General features: G+C 65.8%; 15 protein-coding genes. 7 read left to right on the top strand and 8 right to left on the bottom strand.

Annotation, left to right across the window (positions count from 1 at the left end; all coding sequences use genetic code 11):
• Positions 1–17: 17 nt before the first annotated feature.
• Positions 18–917: an alpha/beta fold hydrolase gene (locus tag G6P88_RS18930; RefSeq protein WP_165324584.1), complete on the bottom strand. Its 900-nt coding sequence runs from the start codon at positions 915–917 to the stop codon at positions 18–20.
• A gap of 37 nt (positions 918–954) precedes the next feature.
• Between G6P88_RS18930 and G6P88_RS18925 the strand changes: the two genes are divergently transcribed.
• On the top strand, positions 955–2,367 hold the full coding sequence (locus G6P88_RS18925) for a protein adenylyltransferase SelO family protein (protein WP_165324583.1): 1,413 nt from the start codon (positions 955–957) through the stop codon (positions 2,365–2,367).
• Here the strand turns inward: G6P88_RS18925 and G6P88_RS18920 are convergent.
• The gene (locus G6P88_RS18920; RefSeq protein ID WP_165324582.1) at positions 2,356–3,144 is read right to left on the bottom strand and encodes a bestrophin-like domain; all 789 of its coding nucleotides are present in this window, start codon (positions 3,142–3,144) and stop codon (positions 2,356–2,358) included. The genes G6P88_RS18925 and G6P88_RS18920 overlap by 12 nt on opposite strands.
• Before the next feature lie 222 nt (positions 3,145–3,366).
• Between G6P88_RS18920 and G6P88_RS18915 the strand changes: the two genes are divergently transcribed.
• Positions 3,367–4,419 carry a hypothetical protein gene (locus tag G6P88_RS18915; RefSeq protein ID WP_165324581.1) on the top strand — a complete coding sequence of 351 codons (1,053 nt, stop codon included), beginning with the start codon at positions 3,367–3,369 and terminating at the stop codon, positions 4,417–4,419.
• 95 nt (positions 4,420–4,514) lie between these two features.
• Here G6P88_RS18915 and G6P88_RS18910 read toward each other — a convergent pair whose 3' ends face one another.
• From G6P88_RS18910 to dnaK, 4 genes are all read right to left on the bottom strand, one after another.
• Positions 4,515–5,228, bottom strand: coding sequence for a CPBP family intramembrane glutamic endopeptidase, BDIM_20840 family (locus tag G6P88_RS18910; protein ID WP_165324580.1), 714 nt, complete (start codon positions 5,226–5,228; stop codon positions 4,515–4,517).
• 59 nt (positions 5,229–5,287) lie between these two features.
• On the bottom strand, positions 5,288–6,406 hold the full coding sequence (locus G6P88_RS18905; RefSeq protein ID WP_165324579.1) for an AraC family transcriptional regulator: 1,119 nt from the start codon (positions 6,404–6,406) through the stop codon (positions 5,288–5,290).
• A gap of 96 nt (positions 6,407–6,502) precedes the next feature.
• Positions 6,503–7,642 carry a molecular chaperone DnaJ gene (dnaJ, locus tag G6P88_RS18900; RefSeq protein ID WP_165324578.1) on the bottom strand — a complete coding sequence of 380 codons (1,140 nt, stop codon included), beginning with the start codon at positions 7,640–7,642 and terminating at the stop codon, positions 6,503–6,505.
• A gap of 133 nt (positions 7,643–7,775) precedes the next feature.
• Positions 7,776–9,671, bottom strand: a complete 1,896-nt coding sequence (dnaK, locus tag G6P88_RS18895; RefSeq protein ID WP_165324577.1) for a molecular chaperone DnaK — start codon at positions 9,669–9,671, stop codon at positions 7,776–7,778.
• 159 nt (positions 9,672–9,830) lie between these two features.
• Here dnaK and G6P88_RS18890 point away from each other — a divergent pair, with 159 nt between their 5' ends.
• On the top strand, positions 9,831–10,286 hold the full coding sequence (locus G6P88_RS18890; RefSeq protein ID WP_165324576.1) for a copper chaperone PCu(A)C: 456 nt from the start codon (positions 9,831–9,833) through the stop codon (positions 10,284–10,286).
• Entirely contained in the window at positions 10,286–11,218 is a 933-nt protein-coding gene (locus G6P88_RS18885; RefSeq protein WP_165324575.1) for a sulfotransferase family protein, read from the top strand. Before G6P88_RS18890 ends, G6P88_RS18885 begins: the two co-directional genes overlap by 1 nt.
• Before the next feature lie 42 nt (positions 11,219–11,260).
• Here G6P88_RS18885 and grpE read toward each other — a convergent pair whose 3' ends face one another.
• A complete protein-coding gene (gene grpE, locus G6P88_RS18880) occupies positions 11,261–11,806 on the bottom strand; it encodes a nucleotide exchange factor GrpE (RefSeq protein ID WP_165324574.1) in 546 nt (181 codons plus the stop codon).
• Positions 11,807–12,096: 290 nt separating this feature from the next.
• On the opposite strand from grpE, the gene G6P88_RS18875 reads away from it, so the two are divergent.
• The 3 genes from G6P88_RS18875 to G6P88_RS18865 are packed head-to-tail and all read left to right on the top strand — an operon-like array spanning position 12,097 to position 15,082.
• Positions 12,097–13,206 (top strand): 8-amino-7-oxononanoate synthase, encoded by a 1,110-nt coding sequence (locus G6P88_RS18875; protein WP_165324573.1) that lies wholly within the window; start codon positions 12,097–12,099, stop codon positions 13,204–13,206.
• The gene (bioD, locus tag G6P88_RS18870; protein ID WP_165324572.1) at positions 13,203–13,832 is read left to right on the top strand and encodes a dethiobiotin synthase; all 630 of its coding nucleotides are present in this window, start codon (positions 13,203–13,205) and stop codon (positions 13,830–13,832) included. Before G6P88_RS18875 ends, bioD begins: the two co-directional genes overlap by 4 nt.
• Positions 13,829–15,082 (top strand): adenosylmethionine--8-amino-7-oxononanoate transaminase, encoded by a 1,254-nt coding sequence (locus tag G6P88_RS18865; protein WP_165324571.1) that lies wholly within the window; start codon positions 13,829–13,831, stop codon positions 15,080–15,082. The genes bioD and G6P88_RS18865 overlap by 4 nt, the downstream gene beginning before the upstream one ends.
• Before the next feature lie 119 nt (positions 15,083–15,201).
• On the opposite strand, the gene G6P88_RS18860 is transcribed toward G6P88_RS18865, so the two are convergent.
• Positions 15,202–16,515, bottom strand: a complete 1,314-nt coding sequence (locus G6P88_RS18860) for a lipopolysaccharide biosynthesis protein (RefSeq protein ID WP_165324570.1) — start codon at positions 16,513–16,515, stop codon at positions 15,202–15,204.
• Positions 16,516–16,618 lie beyond the last annotated feature (103 nt).

The raw sequence follows: 16,618 nt of genomic DNA, 5'->3' as shown, positions 1-16,618 counted from the left end.
CGGGGCGGGGCACCGGATCAGGCCGTCGCGGCTTCCGCCGCCTCTATGCGCGCAAGCAGACGATCGATCGCCGCGACGCAGTCCGGTTCGAACAGCGTCGGCGCATGGCCCACACGCGGGATGTCGAGCCGCTCGAGCTGTGGCAGCTGGGCCGCCATCCGGGCCGCCGTCTCCGCCGACAAAATGTCCGAAATCTCGCCGCGCACCAGCAGCGCGGGGATCGGCTTCATGGCATCCGCGAGTGGCCAGAGGTCGCCCGGCGCCTCATTGCCCGGGACGCGAAAGGGTTCGGCAATTCCGGCATCATAGTCGGCCACGATCCGCCCGGCGCTGGTCAGCCGGAACAGCCTTTTCGCCATGCCGATCCAGTCGTCGAGGCCATAATCCGGATATGCCTGCTGATGCACCTCGGCCAGCCCGCGCGCCGCATGCAACCAGGTCGGATAGCTGCTGCCCTTGCCGACATAGCCGCGAATCCGCACGAGGCCTGCCGGATCGATTGCAGGACCGATGTCGTTGAGCAGGAGACCTGCCACCTTGCCGGGTTGCGTCGCGGTGATCAGCATCGACAATATTCCGCCCAGCGAGGTGCCGAACAGGACGAAGCGTTCGAGCCCCGCCTGTTCGATCAGCGCTGTCAGATCCTCGAGATAGGTGGCCGGAACATAGGTCATCGGGTCCTTGGCCCGCTCGCTCTCTCCCCGTCCGCGGAGCTCGACGCAGATCAGCCGCCAGCGATCGGCAAGCCGTTCCGCGACGGGTGCGAAGTCACGGGCGTTGCGCGTCAGGCCCGGGATGCAGAGGATCGGAGGGCGTTTCACCCCGTCCGACGGGCGCCCCTCCGCCGGTCCATAGTCACGATAGTGGAGCCGCAGGCCATCTTTCGACACCCAGTGACCGTCCGTCCAATCCGCCATGCTTGCACCTCACCCTATCGAGCCCCCATATTGCCGTATGACCATTGCCCCGCAAGCCGCAGCCTATCGGCCCGATCCGCAAATCGCGAAGATCGCCGACAGACTGGCCGTTCCCGTCAGCGCAGCCGACTTCCCGAATACCATCCTGCGCTTCCGGAACCGGCGCTGGGACGGCGCCGTCGGACTGGACGGGCTGAGCGACGAACAATGGGTACGGCATTTCGGACGTTTCGAGCCGCTGCCCGACAATCTGCCGCAGCCGCTGGCGCTGCGCTATCACGGGCACCAGTTTCGCCATTATAATCCCGACATCGGCGACGGTCGCGGCTTCCTGTTCGCCCAGTTGCGCGACGGATCGACCGAGTATCCCGGCGGGCGCCTGCTCGACCTCGGCACCAAGGGATCGGGACAGACCCCCTATAGCCGGTTCGGCGACGGCCGGCTGACCCTCAAGGGCGGTGTGCGGGAAATCCTGGCGACGGAGATGCTCGAGGCGCTGGGTGTCGAAACCTCGAAGACCTTCTCGCTGATCGAGACCGGCGAGGCGCTGCAACGCAATGACGAGCCCTCCCCCACCCGGTCGGCGGTTCTGGTCCGTATGAGCCACGGCCATATCCGCATCGGTACCTTCCAGCGGCTGGCGACGCTCGACGAGCCGGAGACGATGCGCGACCTGATCGACTATACGCTGGTCAACCTGTTCGGCCAACAGCCGGGGAATGCGGCCGCCGGACAGCTTCTGGACCTGGCCTGCCGCAGGACCGCGCGTCTGGCCGCCAGCTACATGGCGGCGGGTTTCGTCCATGGCGTCCTCAACAGCGATAATATCAACGTCACCGGCGAAAGCTTCGACTATGGACCCTGGCGGTTCAACCCGAACTGGAACCCGGCCTTCACCGCAGCCTATTTCGACCAACAGGGCCTGTACGCCTTCGGACGGCAGGCGCACGCGATCCACTGGGACGTCGTGCAACTCGCCAAGTCGCTGCGGCTGGTCGCCGAGGCCGAGGAATTGGCGCCCGCGCTGGACATGTGGCCGCAGCTGTACGAGGGCGAGGTGGCCGCCGCGCTCTGCCGCCGGCTCGGCATCGCACCACGTGGCGAACAGCCCGACCTCGCGTTGATCCAGTCGATGGACGTCGCCCTGCAGAAGAGCGAAGTCTCGATCGACCGCTTCTTCTTCGACTGGCGCGGCGGAAAGCGGCGCGCGGCCTCTCCCGCCGATCCGCTCTACGATGGCGACGATTTCGCGCCGTTCCGCGAGGCGATCGGCGCCTATGAGGGCGTGGTCTCGCTCGATCATCCCTATTGGTCGGATGCAGAACCCTGCGCGATGCTGATCGACGAGGTGGAGGCGATCTGGTCGGAAATCGACCGCGACGACGATTGGTCGCGCCTTCACGCCAAGGTCGAGGCGATCCGTCGCATGGGTGAGGCGTTACGCAGTTAGAGCCTGTCGCATCGAGGAAAGAAGGGCCTTGAGCGGCTCCTGGGAGACCTGGATTGTTCCGCTGACCGACCGCTCCAGATCGAAGATCATGGTCAGGGCCAGAGCGAGCAGCAGAAGCAGCAGCAACGCCGCCGGCCGGTGGCGCGTGCCCGATGCCCCGCCCGATGCCGCGATAGAGTAGCCGAGCATCAGCGCCGCAAGAACGGCGCTGAGGCACAATATCTCCAGCACGGCACCGGGAATATGCGCGCCGCGCGCCGCCGCCCGGCTGGCTGCCAGATCGAAGCTCTCGTTGACCGCATCCATGAGCCCGCGAGTGAGCTGCGGCGAGGGGTCGGTCCTGATCGCCCGGCCGACCTCGGACCAGATTTGCGACTGCAGCGACGCCATCCGGGGGTCGTCCTGCCCCGCCTCGGCCCGTTCGGACCAGTCGACCCGCAGCTGGGCATAGCGATATAAAGAGCTTTCCAAGGCTTTGCTTGACACCGGTTCAAGCAGTTGCGCACGCAGGAAGGCGGTGCCCAGCGCATTGGCTTCGGCCACGACCAGCGCGCGCCGGTCCTCATATCGGTTGAGCGCCAGCGAGAAGGTAAACCCCAGCAAGAGCGCGAGCAGACCCAGCATAGCCGTGAACAGATGGTCCGGAACGGGGGCAAGCTTTGTCGGCTTCGCTCCGCCCCTCGCCCCGAGACGCTGCCACCGCAGACCGATTTCCATGGCGATCACGAGCAGGAAAAATATACCCAGCCCGATCGCAATCAGTGGCACGACAGCCATTCGCTCCCCCAAGCGCCCGGCAAAGGTCGATCGACCCATAGCGATCACAGTGCCTGCCGAACACACCGCGCAGATTAACAGTAAATGAACGACTATCCAGAGACTAGTTGCTCTCTATGGAAAGTTATTGCTGGAAACTATCAACAGTCAACTGACCGATCAATTGTTTCGTTTCATCGCCATCAGCGAACCCGATACCGTTGCGGACACGTTTATTCGTTCATGAGGTACGCAATCACCCCCCACCGCCCCGGCCTCGCCGCGATTGCCGCTGTGCTGGCCCTGTCCGCAACCCCGTCATTTGCGCAGGAGACTGTCGAGGCCGCGCCTCCAACGCCCCCTGCTGCAGCCACCCCGGTAGCGCCCGTGGCGCCGCCCGCGCTCGACTCCGGCGCGGCGACCACGCCAACCGAGTCCACCACGTCCGCGTCGACGGTGCCCCCTGTCACGACCGATACAGGCATGACCTCGCAGGCGCCCACAATTGCTCGCAGCACGCCTGTGCTCGCAATCCCCGCTCCCGCCGTGCTTGTCGACACGCCTCCCGCTCCCACTGCGCCGACCCCGCGCAGCCCGACGCAGGCCAGTTCCAGGACCGCCTCGCGGGCGCTGCCTGCGCCTGCCGCTCCCGCGCTGAGTGAGCCGGCTGCGGCCCCCATCCCGGCGCCGGTTTCGGCCGATCGCACCGTCGCCGCGCCTTCCACGCTTGGCGCCTCTGCCGAAGCGCGTCCTGCCGCAGTACCGCCCGCGGGCGAGTCTGCGACGGATAGCGACATGCTTCCCATCGCAGGGGCTGCGGGCGCCGCCCTGCTGCTCTTGGGAGGCGGGCTATTCGCCGCGACACGGCGCCGTCGCCCGGACGAGGCGCGCGAGGATGTGGCCTTTGTCGCAGCGGCACCGCGCGCCGCGGTCGATCCGGAGCCTGTACGTCCGCTGACCCCGGCCATTCCCACACCGGCCGCGATGGCGGCATCGCCCGCAGCGGCCGCCGCACTGCCCTCTGGGTTCAACCTGTCGAGGTTCGGCCGGCACACCCAGGCCGCCTATCGCGGGCCGACCCCGGATAACCCGTTCCTGTCGCTGCGCCGCAGGCTGAAGCGGGCTAGCTTCCTGGATGCGCGCGAGCGAATGGCGTCGTCTTCGCCCCCCGCCGCGCCACGCGAAGCCGCGGCGGCTCCGGTCGCGGCTGCGCCTGCGGCCCGGCCTGCCGGCCTCGTGACGACAAAGGTTCGGGCTCCGTCCCGACCCGGCTTCCGGCCCGCCTTCCAGGGCTGATCGCCTGCTCGCCGATAGACGAATCCCGCCGCAGCCTTCCCCGTTGCGGCGGGACTATCCTTTTATCTGTCGAAGGATGGCAGCGGACAGGGCCTCTAGATGATCAGGGAAAAGGCATTCCCGAAATTGTGGAGCAGGACCGGAAGCACCAGACTTCCCGTACGCAGGCGAAGCCAGACCGCGAGGAAGGATGGAATCGCCGTCAGCGCAAAGGTCGCAGGATCGAAGCCGAAACCGCCATGCGAAAAACCGAAGGCATGGGCCATTCCAAAGAGAAGGCAGGAGAGAACGGCACCCCAGCCCCAATCTACGCCGAAAAATCGAGTCCGACCGGCAAAGGCCCGATCAAGCGCACATAACAGCAGGCCCCGATAGAAGAGCTCTTCCTCCAGGCCCGGCATCGTTAACTGAAAGGCAACATCCTCGCCGTTCGACGGATCGGCCGGAAAGATCATGGCGATGATCACGAAGAAGGCGCAGTAAAATGCGGCCACCGGCAGCGCGGCCCTGAGGCTGCCGGGCTCCTGCGATAGGGTGAAACCCGCGCGGCGCCAGCCGAACGCCGGCGTCGTAACGATCGCCGATGTAACGATCGCCGCCATCAGCTTGCCTTGCCAATTCCACGCTCCGCCGATCAGGTCGGGCAGTAGACCATAAAGGTTGGTGAGCAGCGCGTCGTTGACGGCCACCAGTAGGGCCGCGACCAGCAACCACCGCAGCGAGAAAGCCCGATGGTCCGCCGATCCTGCCAACATTCCCAAAGCGAGGAAGATCGCAAGCGTCCCTCCAAGGCCAATCAGTCCGTTCATGCGCCCTCCTTTCCATGTGCAGGGAGCGCATGCTAGCTCGGCCCCGGCCATCGGCCTCCTCAGAAGGCGCCTTTTCCTTCCTCAAAAGCCGGCATCGTCCTGATTCTGTCGGACGATGGCTCCCGCCGGATCGCGATGCGGTACTCGCTGGGGGTACGTCCCTCGACCATGCGGAAGACACGATTGAAGCTGGCCAGCGACGCGAATCCGCTGTCCAGCGCAATAGCGATCAGTTTGTCACCATCGCCTCGCTCAGCCAGCAATCGACGTGCTTCCTCGACGCGATACTGGTTGAGGAAACCGCGGAAATGGTCGTGACCCAGTTCTTGATGGATGAACCGCCGCACCACGCGTTCCGGCGCGCCCATACGCTCGGCGAAGCTGGCAAATGTCAGTTCGGGATCAAGGAAAATGCGCTCACTCTTCATCAGACGAGAAAGGTGTCGGTGCAGCATTTCGTCTCGTGCCGTCCGATACTCCGCCGGCTCTCCCGGTGCGGGGGGATCGCCCGCGACGATGCCGAACCGCAGCACATCGGCACGCACAGTCAACAGCCTGCCGGCCAGCCATAATCCAAATGCCAGGATCATTGCGTTCTGGGTCATGGCAAACCAGAGCGGTCGCCACGTGAAGCCGAGCAGTCCGTCGGCCGCGAGATCGATGAACAGCATCCCGCCGAGCAGGATCGTGACCAGTATCCGGGCATCGTGGCGCCGTTCGATCAGATCGTCCCGACGCTCCGCGAGCAACCGCCAGACCAGGTGGCCGACAATGGCAAGCCCGAGAAATACGAGCAGGCGCGACAGCCCCGCGTCGGCCAATGCCGCACCGCCCAACCCACGGTCGAGTGCGGCCAGCGCGGCCCAGACCAGACCAACGCCCAGAACGCCTCCCCGCAGCCTGAAACGGCTGTCGAAGCAGGACAGGCAGAACCACCAGAGGAAGATCACCGTGAATCCGCTGAGCATGTGGGCAAGGGCGCCAGCAGGTCCGCCCGGGACCATCGCCCTCGTCGGCGTATTGCCGATCACGAAACCGGCAACGCAAAGAGACAGCGGAAGGAAGAGGGCGGCGGGCAATCCGATTGCCCGGCGCTGGACCAGCAGACGCCAGGCCAGCATCAGCATTGTCGCCACGGCTCCCGCCCGGATCGCGACGTCACATTGATCGACGAACATATAGCCGGGATAGCGGAGGGTGCGGCTTCAGGCCACTTGATCCCGCCTAGCCGCCCCCCATCAATGCCGATCAGACGTGGCAACGCCGTTCCCGCCTCAATCGGTCAGGTCTTCCCACATTCCCTTGATCCGCGAAAAGAACCCGCTCGATTGCGGCGACTCCTCACCGGTCTCGGTCGCCCGGAACTCCTCGAGCAATTCCTTCTGGCGGGCGGTCAGCTTGGTCGGCGTCTCGACATCGATCTGGATCACCAGATCGCCATGGCCGCGCCCGTTGAGGACGGGCATGCCCGCGCCGCGCTGGCGAATCTGCTTGCCGGACTGGATGCCCGCAGGAATGCGGATCTCATGCCTTTGCTTGTCGAGGCCGGGAACTTCGATGCTGCCGCCCAGCGCTGCGGTCGTGAAGCTGATCGGCGCGCGAGCGAAAAGCGTCGTCCCGTCGCGCTGGAATATCCGATGCTCGGCCAGATGGATGAAGATGTAGAGGTCGCCCGCCGGGCCTCCGCGCGCTCCGGCCTCGCCTTCGCCCGTCAGCCGGATTCGGGTACCTTCGTCGACGCCCGCCGGTATGCCCACGTCGAGGGTCTTGGTCTTCTCGATCCGACCCTCGCCATGGCAATCGGGACAGGGGTCCGAGATGACCTCGCCCGCGCCGTGACAGGCTGGGCAGGTCCGTTCGACCACGAAGAAGCCCTGCTGCGCGCGCACCTTGCCGTGACCGCCACAGGTCTTGCAATGCTGCGTTCCGGTGCCCGGCTTGGCGCCCCGGCCGTCGCAGGTGTCGCACTGCGCCGCCACATCGACCGTGATGCTGGCCTGCTTTCCGGCATAGGCATCCTCGAGCGTTATCTCGAGATCATAACGCAGGTCGGCCCCGCGCCGGACGCTCGATCGCTGTCCGCCGCCCCGGCCACCGCCCATGAACTCGCCGAAGATATTGTCGAAGATATCCGAGAAGCCCTCGAAACCACCGCCGCCACCAAAGCCGCCGCCGGGTCCGCCATTTTGGAAGGCCGCCTTGCCGAACCGGTCATAGGCAGCCCGCTTCTGCGGGTCCTTCAGGCAATCATAGGCTTCGTTAATGGCCCGGAACTTGGCTTCCGCCTCGTTGTCGCCGGGATTACGATCAGGGTGATACTGCATGGCAAGGCGACGAAAGGCCGTCTTGATGACCTTGTCGTCGGCAGTACGCTCGACCTGCAGAAGTTCGTAATAGTCCGTTTCCGTGCTCATCGCACCCCGCAACCCAGCTTGCTGTCCGCCGCCTGCTACGGCTCCCGGCGAGAAATATCGGCCAATCCATGGCAGACATTACACGGCCCCGCCAGCATGGACGGGGCCGGTAACGTCTCGCTTCCGTGGAAGCTTACTTCTTACTGTCGTCGACTTCCGAAAACTCGGCGTCGACCACATCGTCATTCTTCGGCGCCTCGTCGGAAGTCGCACCGGTCGAAGCCTGCTCCTTCTCGTAGATCGCCTGTCCCAGCTTCATCGCCACCTGGGCGAGGGCCTGGGCCTTTTCGGTCATCGCCTCGGGCTCGCCGCCCTCGACTGCGGTCTTCGCCTCGGCGATCGCCGCCTCGATCTCGGACTTGAGCGCGCCGTCGACCTTGTCGCCATGCTCCTGCAGCTGACGCTCGGTCGTATGGATCAGGCTTTCGGCGTTGTTCTTCGCCTCGGCCGCCGCACGACGCTTCTTATCCTCGTCGGCGAACTTCTCGGCATCCCTCACCATGGCGTCGATGTCGGAGTCGGACAGACCGCCCGATGCCTGGATCTTGATCTGCTGCTCCTTGCCGGTGCCCTTGTCCTTGGCCGACACGTTGACGATGCCGTTAGCGTCGATGTCGAAGGTGACCTCGATCTGCGGCACGCCCCGCGGCGCCGGCGGGATGCCGATCAGATCGAACTGACCGAGCAGCTTGTTATCCGCCGCCATCTCGCGCTCACCCTGGAAAACCCGGATGGTGACCGCATTCTGGTTGTCATCCGCGGTCGAATAGACCTGCGACTTACGCGTCGGAATGGTCGTGTTGCGGTCGATCATGCGGGTGAAAACGCCACCCAGCGTCTCGATGCCCAGCGACAGCGGCGTGACGTCGAGCAGCAGGACGTCCTTGACGTCGCCCTGAAGCACGCCCGCCTGGATGGCAGCGCCCATCGCGACGACCTCGTCGGGGTTCACGCCCGTGTGCGGTTCCTTGCCGAAGTAGCTTTTGACCACTTCGCGGACCTTGGGCATCCGGGTCATACCGCCGACCAGCACGACCTCGTCGATGTCGGAGGCCTTCATGCCGGCATCCGCCAGCGCCTTCTTGACCGGATCGATCGAGCGCTGGATCAGGGGCTCGACGAGGCGCTCGAGATCAGCGCGGGTGATCGACTTGACCAGATGCTTCGGGCCGGTCGCATCGGCCGTAATGAACGGCAGGTTGACTTCCGTCGTCTGTGCCGAGGACAGCTCGATCTTCGCCTTCTCAGCGGCTTCCTTCAAACGCTGCAGCGCAAGGCGATCCTTGGTCAGGTCGATCCCTTCGGCCTTCTGGAAATCGCTTGCGAGATATTCGACGAGCTTGGCGTCGAAATCTTCGCCGCCCAGGAAGGTGTCGCCGTTGGTCGACTTCACTTCGAACACGCCGTCGCCGATCTCGAGGATCGAGATGTCGAAGGTGCCGCCGCCGAGGTCATAGACCGCGATCGTCTTGCCGTCGTTCTTCTCGAGACCATAGGCCAGCGCCGCCGCCGTCGGCTCGTTGATGATGCGAAGCACCTCGAGCCCGGCGATCTTGCCGGCGTCCTTGGTCGCCTGGCGCTGAGCGTCGTTGAAATAGGCCGGGACGGTGATCACCGCCTGCGTGACGCTCTCGCCCAGATAGCTCTCGGCGGTTTCCTTCATCTTCTGCAGGGTGAAAGCCGAAATCTGCGACGGCGAATAATCCTCGCCGCCCGCCTTGACCCAGGCGTCGCCGTTCGGGCCCTTGACGATATGATAAGGCACCAGCTCGGTGTCCTTGCGCGTCACGGGATCGTCGAAGCGGCGGCCGATCAGGCGCTTGACCGCGAAGATCGTATTCTCGGGATTCGTGACGGCCTGGCGCTTGGCCGGCTGCCCGATAAGACGCTCGCCATCCTTGGAGAAGGCGACGATCGAAGGCGTGGTGCGTGCGCCTTCCGCATTTTCGATGACCTTGGGCTTGCCGCCTTCCATTACTGCAACGCAGCTGTTGGTCGTGCCGAGGTCGATACCGATTACCTTTGCCATTCCAGTCCTTTCAAACCCCCACAGCGCGATCCCGGCAGGCCCCCAGAAAACGAGGCGAGCATGCGGCCGATCGCAGTGAACGGGGGCGATATAGGTGGGGATTTGATTGCTGCAAGTCGCGAGACCGCCTAATTGCCGAGGATGTTGGAGGAGTATCGGATGCGTCGCCTGTCTATCGCCCTTCTCGCCTGCGCCGCCCTGGCCGCCTGCAGCCCCGGCGGCGGCGACCGCCCCTTGGTCGAGGATGCGCGGGTCCGGCTGTCCGCTGTCTCGGACGCGCCGTCGGCCGGCTATTTCACGCTGAAGGGCGGAAAGTCCGACGATCGCCTGCTGCGCATCGACAGCGCCGTGGTCGAGAAGATAGAGATGCACGAGTCGGCCATGGACGGGGGCATGATGACGATGCGGCCATTGAAGGAACTGGCGGTTCCCGCAGGCGCCACGGTCACGTTCGCTCCGGCCGGGAGCCATGCGATGCTGTTCGGAATCGACAATCGCATTACCCCCGGCACCGGGATCCCCATGCTGTTCACCTTCGCGAGCGGCGCCAAGATACAGGTCGAAGCCAAGACGATGGCGCCCGGCACACATGACATGGGCAGCATGGAGCACTGATGGCCACCGCGCCACTTCCACCGCCGACCCTGCTTGTCGCGTCGCCACATTCGGGCACGCGCGCCTTGCGCTCCGTCCTCTCGCAACATCCCGGAATAAACATCGCGCCCGAGTTCGACTTTCTCGTCGACGCGATCACGCCCGATGGCCGCCTGATGAAACGCGACGCCTTCCTGCGCTCGGTCGAGTATAATGCGCGGTTCAAGCGGCTCGGGCTGTCCGTGCCCGCGGGCGAGCCCTTCGCGGGAATCGCGCGAGCCTTTTACGAGCAGGTCGTCGCCGCACGCCCCGCCGCGACGGTCCACGGCTTCACGCTGCAGCAGGATTTCGACCGTATCCTGTGGCTCTGGCCGGACGCCCGCTTCATCCATCTGGTTCGCGACGGGCGCGACGCCGCGGTCGGACAGATGCGCGCAGGGCAGGCCAGCAATTTGTGGCACGGCATCGAGGACTGGGCGACGGCCGAGGCGCTGTGGGACCGCATGTCGCACAAGCTGCCGCCCGACCGCCAGTTCAGCCTGCGCTTCGAGATGCTCGTCAACGAACCCGATTTCGAACTGCAACGGCTGTGCGAATTTCTGCAGCTGCCCCTGGTTCCCGCGATGCTGCAGCAATCCGGCGTCTTCGCGCAGGAACCGCAGGGCCTATGGCGCAGGGCCGAAGCGAAGGAGGTCTCTGCCGCCGAGCATCGCGCTGCCCGATGGCTGCTTCAGAACAGCTATTTCCTGAGTGGCACGGTCCGGGGGCCATCGATCATCCGCCGGATCCGGTTCAATCTCGGCAACCGCCTCGCGCTGATCAACCGGGAGCGACGGATGTTGGGCACCGGGCTCTGGCTCAAGAGCTTTTTCATCGGCAAGCTCGGGTCGAGAAAGGCCAAAGCTCGCATCAAGCGCCGGCGTTTCGACATAGAGAGCCGGCAGGAGATGTGACGACCGCCGCGCCGCAACGACGCGGCACGGCGGATCATCCGATCAGGCGTCGGGCGCCTTGGCCACGCCAACCAGCGCCGGCCGCAGCAGGCGATCCTTGATCATGTAGCCGCCCTGCATCTCCTGCACGACCGTACCGGGCTCCGCGTCGGCGGAGGGAATTTCCAGCATCGCCTGGTGGCGGTTCGGATCCAGCCTGGCGCCGATTGCCTCGATCTTGGTGATGCCGTTCCGCTGGAACACATTGTCCAGTTCCTTGGCGGTCATGTCGATCCCGGTCAGCAGCGACTTGATCCGCTCGTCCTCGCGAAGATCCGCAGGGATCGCCGCCAGGGCTCGCGCCAGATTGTCCGCCACCGACAGCATGTCGCGGGCGAAGCCGGTCGCCGCATAGGCCGACGCATCGGCCTTTTCCTTCTCGAGGCGACGACGGACGTTCTGGGTCTCGGCCTGGGCGTACAACACCTCGTTGCGCAGCTTTTCGATCTCACCCTGCAATTGCGCGGCCTGGCTTTCGGCCTCGGCCTCCGGCTGCTCCGCCGGGAAGGGAGTCTCCACCTCGTTCGCGTCGATCTTTTCTTCGCTCATGCCTACTTCCGGTTATTTGACGCGGGCGCCGCCCGCTCTCGTTCCGAGCGCTGATATAGTGGAACGATGGGGCACGACCAGTGCCATGCTCGATTTTCATGCCCAAAGGTTCAGGATTGTCGTGCGACGGCGGCGGCGGGAACGAAGGTCGGGCGCCGTACAATCGCGTTTTTCGGCGCTGTACGCGCATCCGGTCGAGGCGCGTGCCCACGACCGCCCGGGAAGCGATGCGACACCGGGCGTGAGCAAAGCGCTTCCACCGTCGAGGATCAGGCTATAGGGGCGCTGACATGTCCATCCTCGATTCCCATCGGGAGGCACTGACCCTCTTGGCGCGGCGGTCCCGCACGCGCCGCCTGCTGCCGCGGGCCGGTCTCGATTTTGCGTCCAACGACTATCTGGGCCTCTCCGCATCGGCCGAATTGCGGGCGGCGGTTGCAGACGCGCTCGCTCGCGGCGTCTCGATCGGCGCTGGCGGATCGCGTCTATTGCGGGGCAACGACCCCGAGCATGAGGCGCTGGAGTCCGAGGCCGCACAGTTCTTCGGCAGCGAGGCCAGCCTCTTCTTCTCGTCGGGCTTTGCCGCCAACAGTGCGATTTTCTCGACGCTTCCCGCCGGCCGCGACCTGATCGTCCACGATGCGCTGATCCACGCAAGCGCGCACGAAGGCATGCGTCTCGGGCGTGCGGCGGTCGTGGCGGCCGAGCATAACGACCCGAACGCCATCGCCGACCGGATCAAGGCCTGGCGCGCCGCGGGCAACAGCGGGCGCGTCTGGATCGCAGTGGAAAGCGTCTACAGCATGGACGGGGATGTCGCCCCGCTTGCCGATCTGGCGGATCTGGCCGACCGCGAGGACGCGTTTCTGGTCATCGACGAGGCGCATGGCACCGGGGTGTTCGGCCGGGACGGGCGCGGCCTGGCCGATGGCCTCGACGGGCGCGACAATGTGATCAGCCTGCGCACCTGCGGCAAGGCGCTGGGCTGTGAGGGCGCGCTCGTCTGCGCGCCCCGCACGCTGATCGACCTGCTCGTCAACAAGGCGCGCGGCTTCATCTATTCCACGGCTCCCTCGCCATTGGCGGCGGCCTCCGTCAGGGCGAGCCTCGGCCTGCTGCGCGCGCAACCGCACCGGCGCGAGGCGCTTCACGCCTTGATCGCCTCGGCACGATCACGCCTGCCCGTGCAGGGGTCGCAGATCGTACCCTACATCATCGGCCCGGACGAACGCACCATGGCGGTCGCCGAAGCGCTTCAGCAGATGGGGTTCGACGTGCGTGGCATTCGTCCACCGACCGTGCCGAGGGGCACGTCGCGCCTGCGGATTTCCCTGACCCTTAACGTCGACGAGACCGCGGTGCAGGCGCTCGCCGACGCCATCGAGGAGTTGATGCAATGAGCGATGCCATCGTCGTCACCGCGACCGACACCGACGTCGGCAAGACGATCTTCTCGTCCGCGCTCGTCGGAGCGCTCGACGGTATCTACTGGAAGCCGGTCCAGGCCGGAATCGAGGGTGGGACCGACAGCGAGACCGTGCGGCGGCTGTCGGGCCTGCCCGCGGACCGCGTATTGCCGGAGGCCTACCGGCTGAACACGCCCGCCTCGCCCCATTTGGCGGCGGCGATCGACGGGGTCAGGGTCGACCCCGATCGACTGACGCCGCCTGCCGTGAACCGCACGCTGGTGATCGAGGGCGCCGGGGGCCTGCTCGTGCCGCTGACGCCCGACTATCTGATCGCCGATCTGTTCGCGCGCTGGAAATTGCCGACCGTCGTCGTGTGCCGCACCGCGCTCGGCACGATCAACCACAGCCTGCTCACCCTCGAAGCGCTGCGCGCCCGCGGCATTCCGATCCTGGGCGTCGCCTTCGTCGGCGACGCGCATGACGAGAATGAACGCATCATTCCCGCGCTGGGCAAGGTCCGCCGGCTCGGTCGCCTGCCCCGCCTCGATCCGCTCGACGCACCGACCCTCGCGCAGGCCTTCGCAGAAGCGTTCGATCTCGGAGATTTTCGCGGATGAGTTCGCCCGTCTGGCATCCGTTCACGCAGCACGGCCTCAACGAGCCCATCCCCGAGGTCGTCCGCATGGAGGGGGCGAGCATCCACACGGCCGATGGCCGGCGCTATGTCGATGCGATTTCCTCCTGGTGGGTGACCACGCACGGCCATTGCCACCCGCGCATCATGGCCGCGATCCGCGCACAGACAGAGACGCTGGACCAGCTGATCTTCGCGGGCTGGACGCATGATCCCGCCGAGCGGCTGGCGCGGGGGTTGATCGAGATCGCCCCGGCCCCGCTCGCCCATGTCTTCTTCTCGGATAGCGGATCGACCAGTGTCGAGGTCGCGCTGAAGATGGCGCTGGGCTATTGGCTCAACCGCGGCGAGCCGCGCCATCGCATCATCGTGATGGAGCACAGCTATCATGGCGACACGATCGGAGCGATGTCGGTGGGCGAGCGGGGCGTCTATAACCGCGCCTATCAGCCGCTGCTGTTCGACGTAGATACCCTGCCCTTCCCGACCGACGACGGCGCGAAGACGCTCGAAGCGCTGGAGACTTTGTGCCGGCAGGGCCCGCCCCCCGCCGCGCTGATCGTCGAGCCGCTGATCCTGGGCGCCGGCGGCATGCTGATCTACCCCGCCCATGTCCTCGCCGCGATGCGCGAGATCTGCCGCGCCCACGGCGTGCTCTTCATCGCCGACGAGGTGATGACGGGCTGGGGCCGCACCGGCATGCTGTTCGCCTGCCAGCATGCGGGCGTCGCGCCGGATATCATGTGCCTGTCCAAGGGCCTCACCGGCGGGGCGGTGCCGCTGGCGGTCACGCTTGCCACGGCTGAGATATTCGATGCCCATCTGTCGGAGGACAGGGGCCGGATGTTCTTCCATTCGTCGAGCTACACCGCCAACCCGATCGCCTGCGCCGCCGCAAACGCGAATCTCGACATCTGGCGCGAGGAGCCGGTGATGGACCGGATCACGGGCCTCGCCCGGCGCCAGGCGGAACGGCTGGACCGGCTGGATAGCCCCCAGATCGTCCAGCGGCGCCAGCTCGGCACGATCACGGCGATGGAGTTCGTCGACCCCTATGGCGATTATCTGTCGGCGCTCGGCCCGCTGCTGAACCGCTTCTTCCGTTCACGCGACCTGCTGCTGCGCCCGATGGGCAACACCGTCTATGTCATGCCGCCTTATTGCATCGACGATCAGGATCTCGACCGCATCTATGATGCGATTGCCGAAGCTGCGGCGGAGATTGCCCGGTGAAGCGGGAGATCATCGCCCTTCTCCTGCTGTCGCTTCTGCTGCTGCCGATGTTCGCGGGCGTACGCCGGCTCAAATCCTTGCCTAAGCAGCGCGATGACAGGGGCGAGAATGCACCGCCGCTATCGGCAGGCACGGACGAAAGCGATGTGGAGGAAGAGCGTCGATAGCAGGGCGCCCACAATCGCCGACCACCCCATCCCGATCGCACCGAAGCGCGGCACAAGCAGCAGGATGACGCAGAGATAGCAGCCGGTCGCCAGCGCCCTTGCACCGAGCGCGGCCCCGGGGCGGCCGGCCGCGACGAGAGTCGGCTCCATGCCGAATCCGGCGAGTGTAACGACCGATGCTGCGGTCAGCAGGACAAGCACGGGATAGGCCGCCGCATAGGCGGGACCTCCGACCAGTTCGAGCGCACGTCTTCCGGCCAGCACTACGACGATCAGCGCGAACAGCCCGAAGCCAGCCGTGCCGCCGACGATCTGCGCAAGCATCGGACGGAGCGCCGCCGGCGAGCCGCCTTTCACCGCAATGACGAGTTCCGGAAACACGGCTCGCGCCAGGGCGGTCACAGGCTTGGTGAGCGCCAGGCCAAGCTGCGACGCCAGCCGATAGATGCCCGCTCCCGCAGGTCCGCTGAAGAGGCCGACGGCCAGCGTCGGCAATTGCTGCCAAGCCAGACCCAGCGACGAGGCCGCGCTGGTCGCCAGCAGAAAGCGGCAGATGCCTGGATTTTCCCGCAGGACTCCCGCTTCGCTCGGTTGAGCCGTCGACGCCGCCGGCAACCAGCGAAAGGCGTACAGCGCGGCGCCCCAGAGCATGAGGCTGCAACCCAGCTCCGCTACCGCCCAGGCGAGCAGAAAGGCGCCTATGCCGCCGCCTGCGAGATAAGCGACGGCCGCCCCAACAAGCCGGAACAGCGGCAGCGATGCTTCGGCCAGCGCCGCATGGTCGAACCGCCCCGCCAGTCTCAGCATGCCGAGCGCAGATCCGCGTTGAGAGATCAGGAGCGACAGGAGGAACAGGCCCGCCAGCCGGCATTCTGCATCTTGCCATCCCAGCGCCGGACCGACCAGCGCAAGTCCACCAAGTGCGGCGATCGCGCCCGCGATAGCGGCCAGCATATCGACCATGGCGGTGAACCGCAGCAGCCGCTCGAAGCTGGCATAACGATGCGCGGAGAGATGCTCCACGCCATAGCGCACAACCGCCTGCCATGACTGGAAGCTCGCGAGATTGGCGAAGGCCTGCCCATAAGCGAGGATGGTCGCGAAGGTCCCGAACCCGACCAGGCCCAGGCCTCGCGCGGCCAGCGCGAGATAACCGAGACTGAGCAACCCTCCGGCGCCCTTGCCGCCCAGCAACCAGCCGGCATTTTTGAGGGCGCGGGCAACCGACGGCGTCTCGTCGATCGTAAAGCTGGGATGAGCGGGCATGTTCCAGCAATGAAGCCGCCATGTCGCGGGCGTGTTTCAACCGCTGAAACAATGGCGCTACGCGACGAAATGCGCGGGTTACGAGGCGGTTTCAGCATGGGCT

The sequence above is a fragment of the Rhizorhabdus phycosphaerae genome (genome assembly GCF_011044255.1).
GTDB lineage: Bacteria > Pseudomonadota > Alphaproteobacteria > Sphingomonadales > Sphingomonadaceae > Rhizorhabdus > Rhizorhabdus phycosphaerae.
This window is presented reverse-complemented; position numbering and strand designations above follow the sequence as displayed.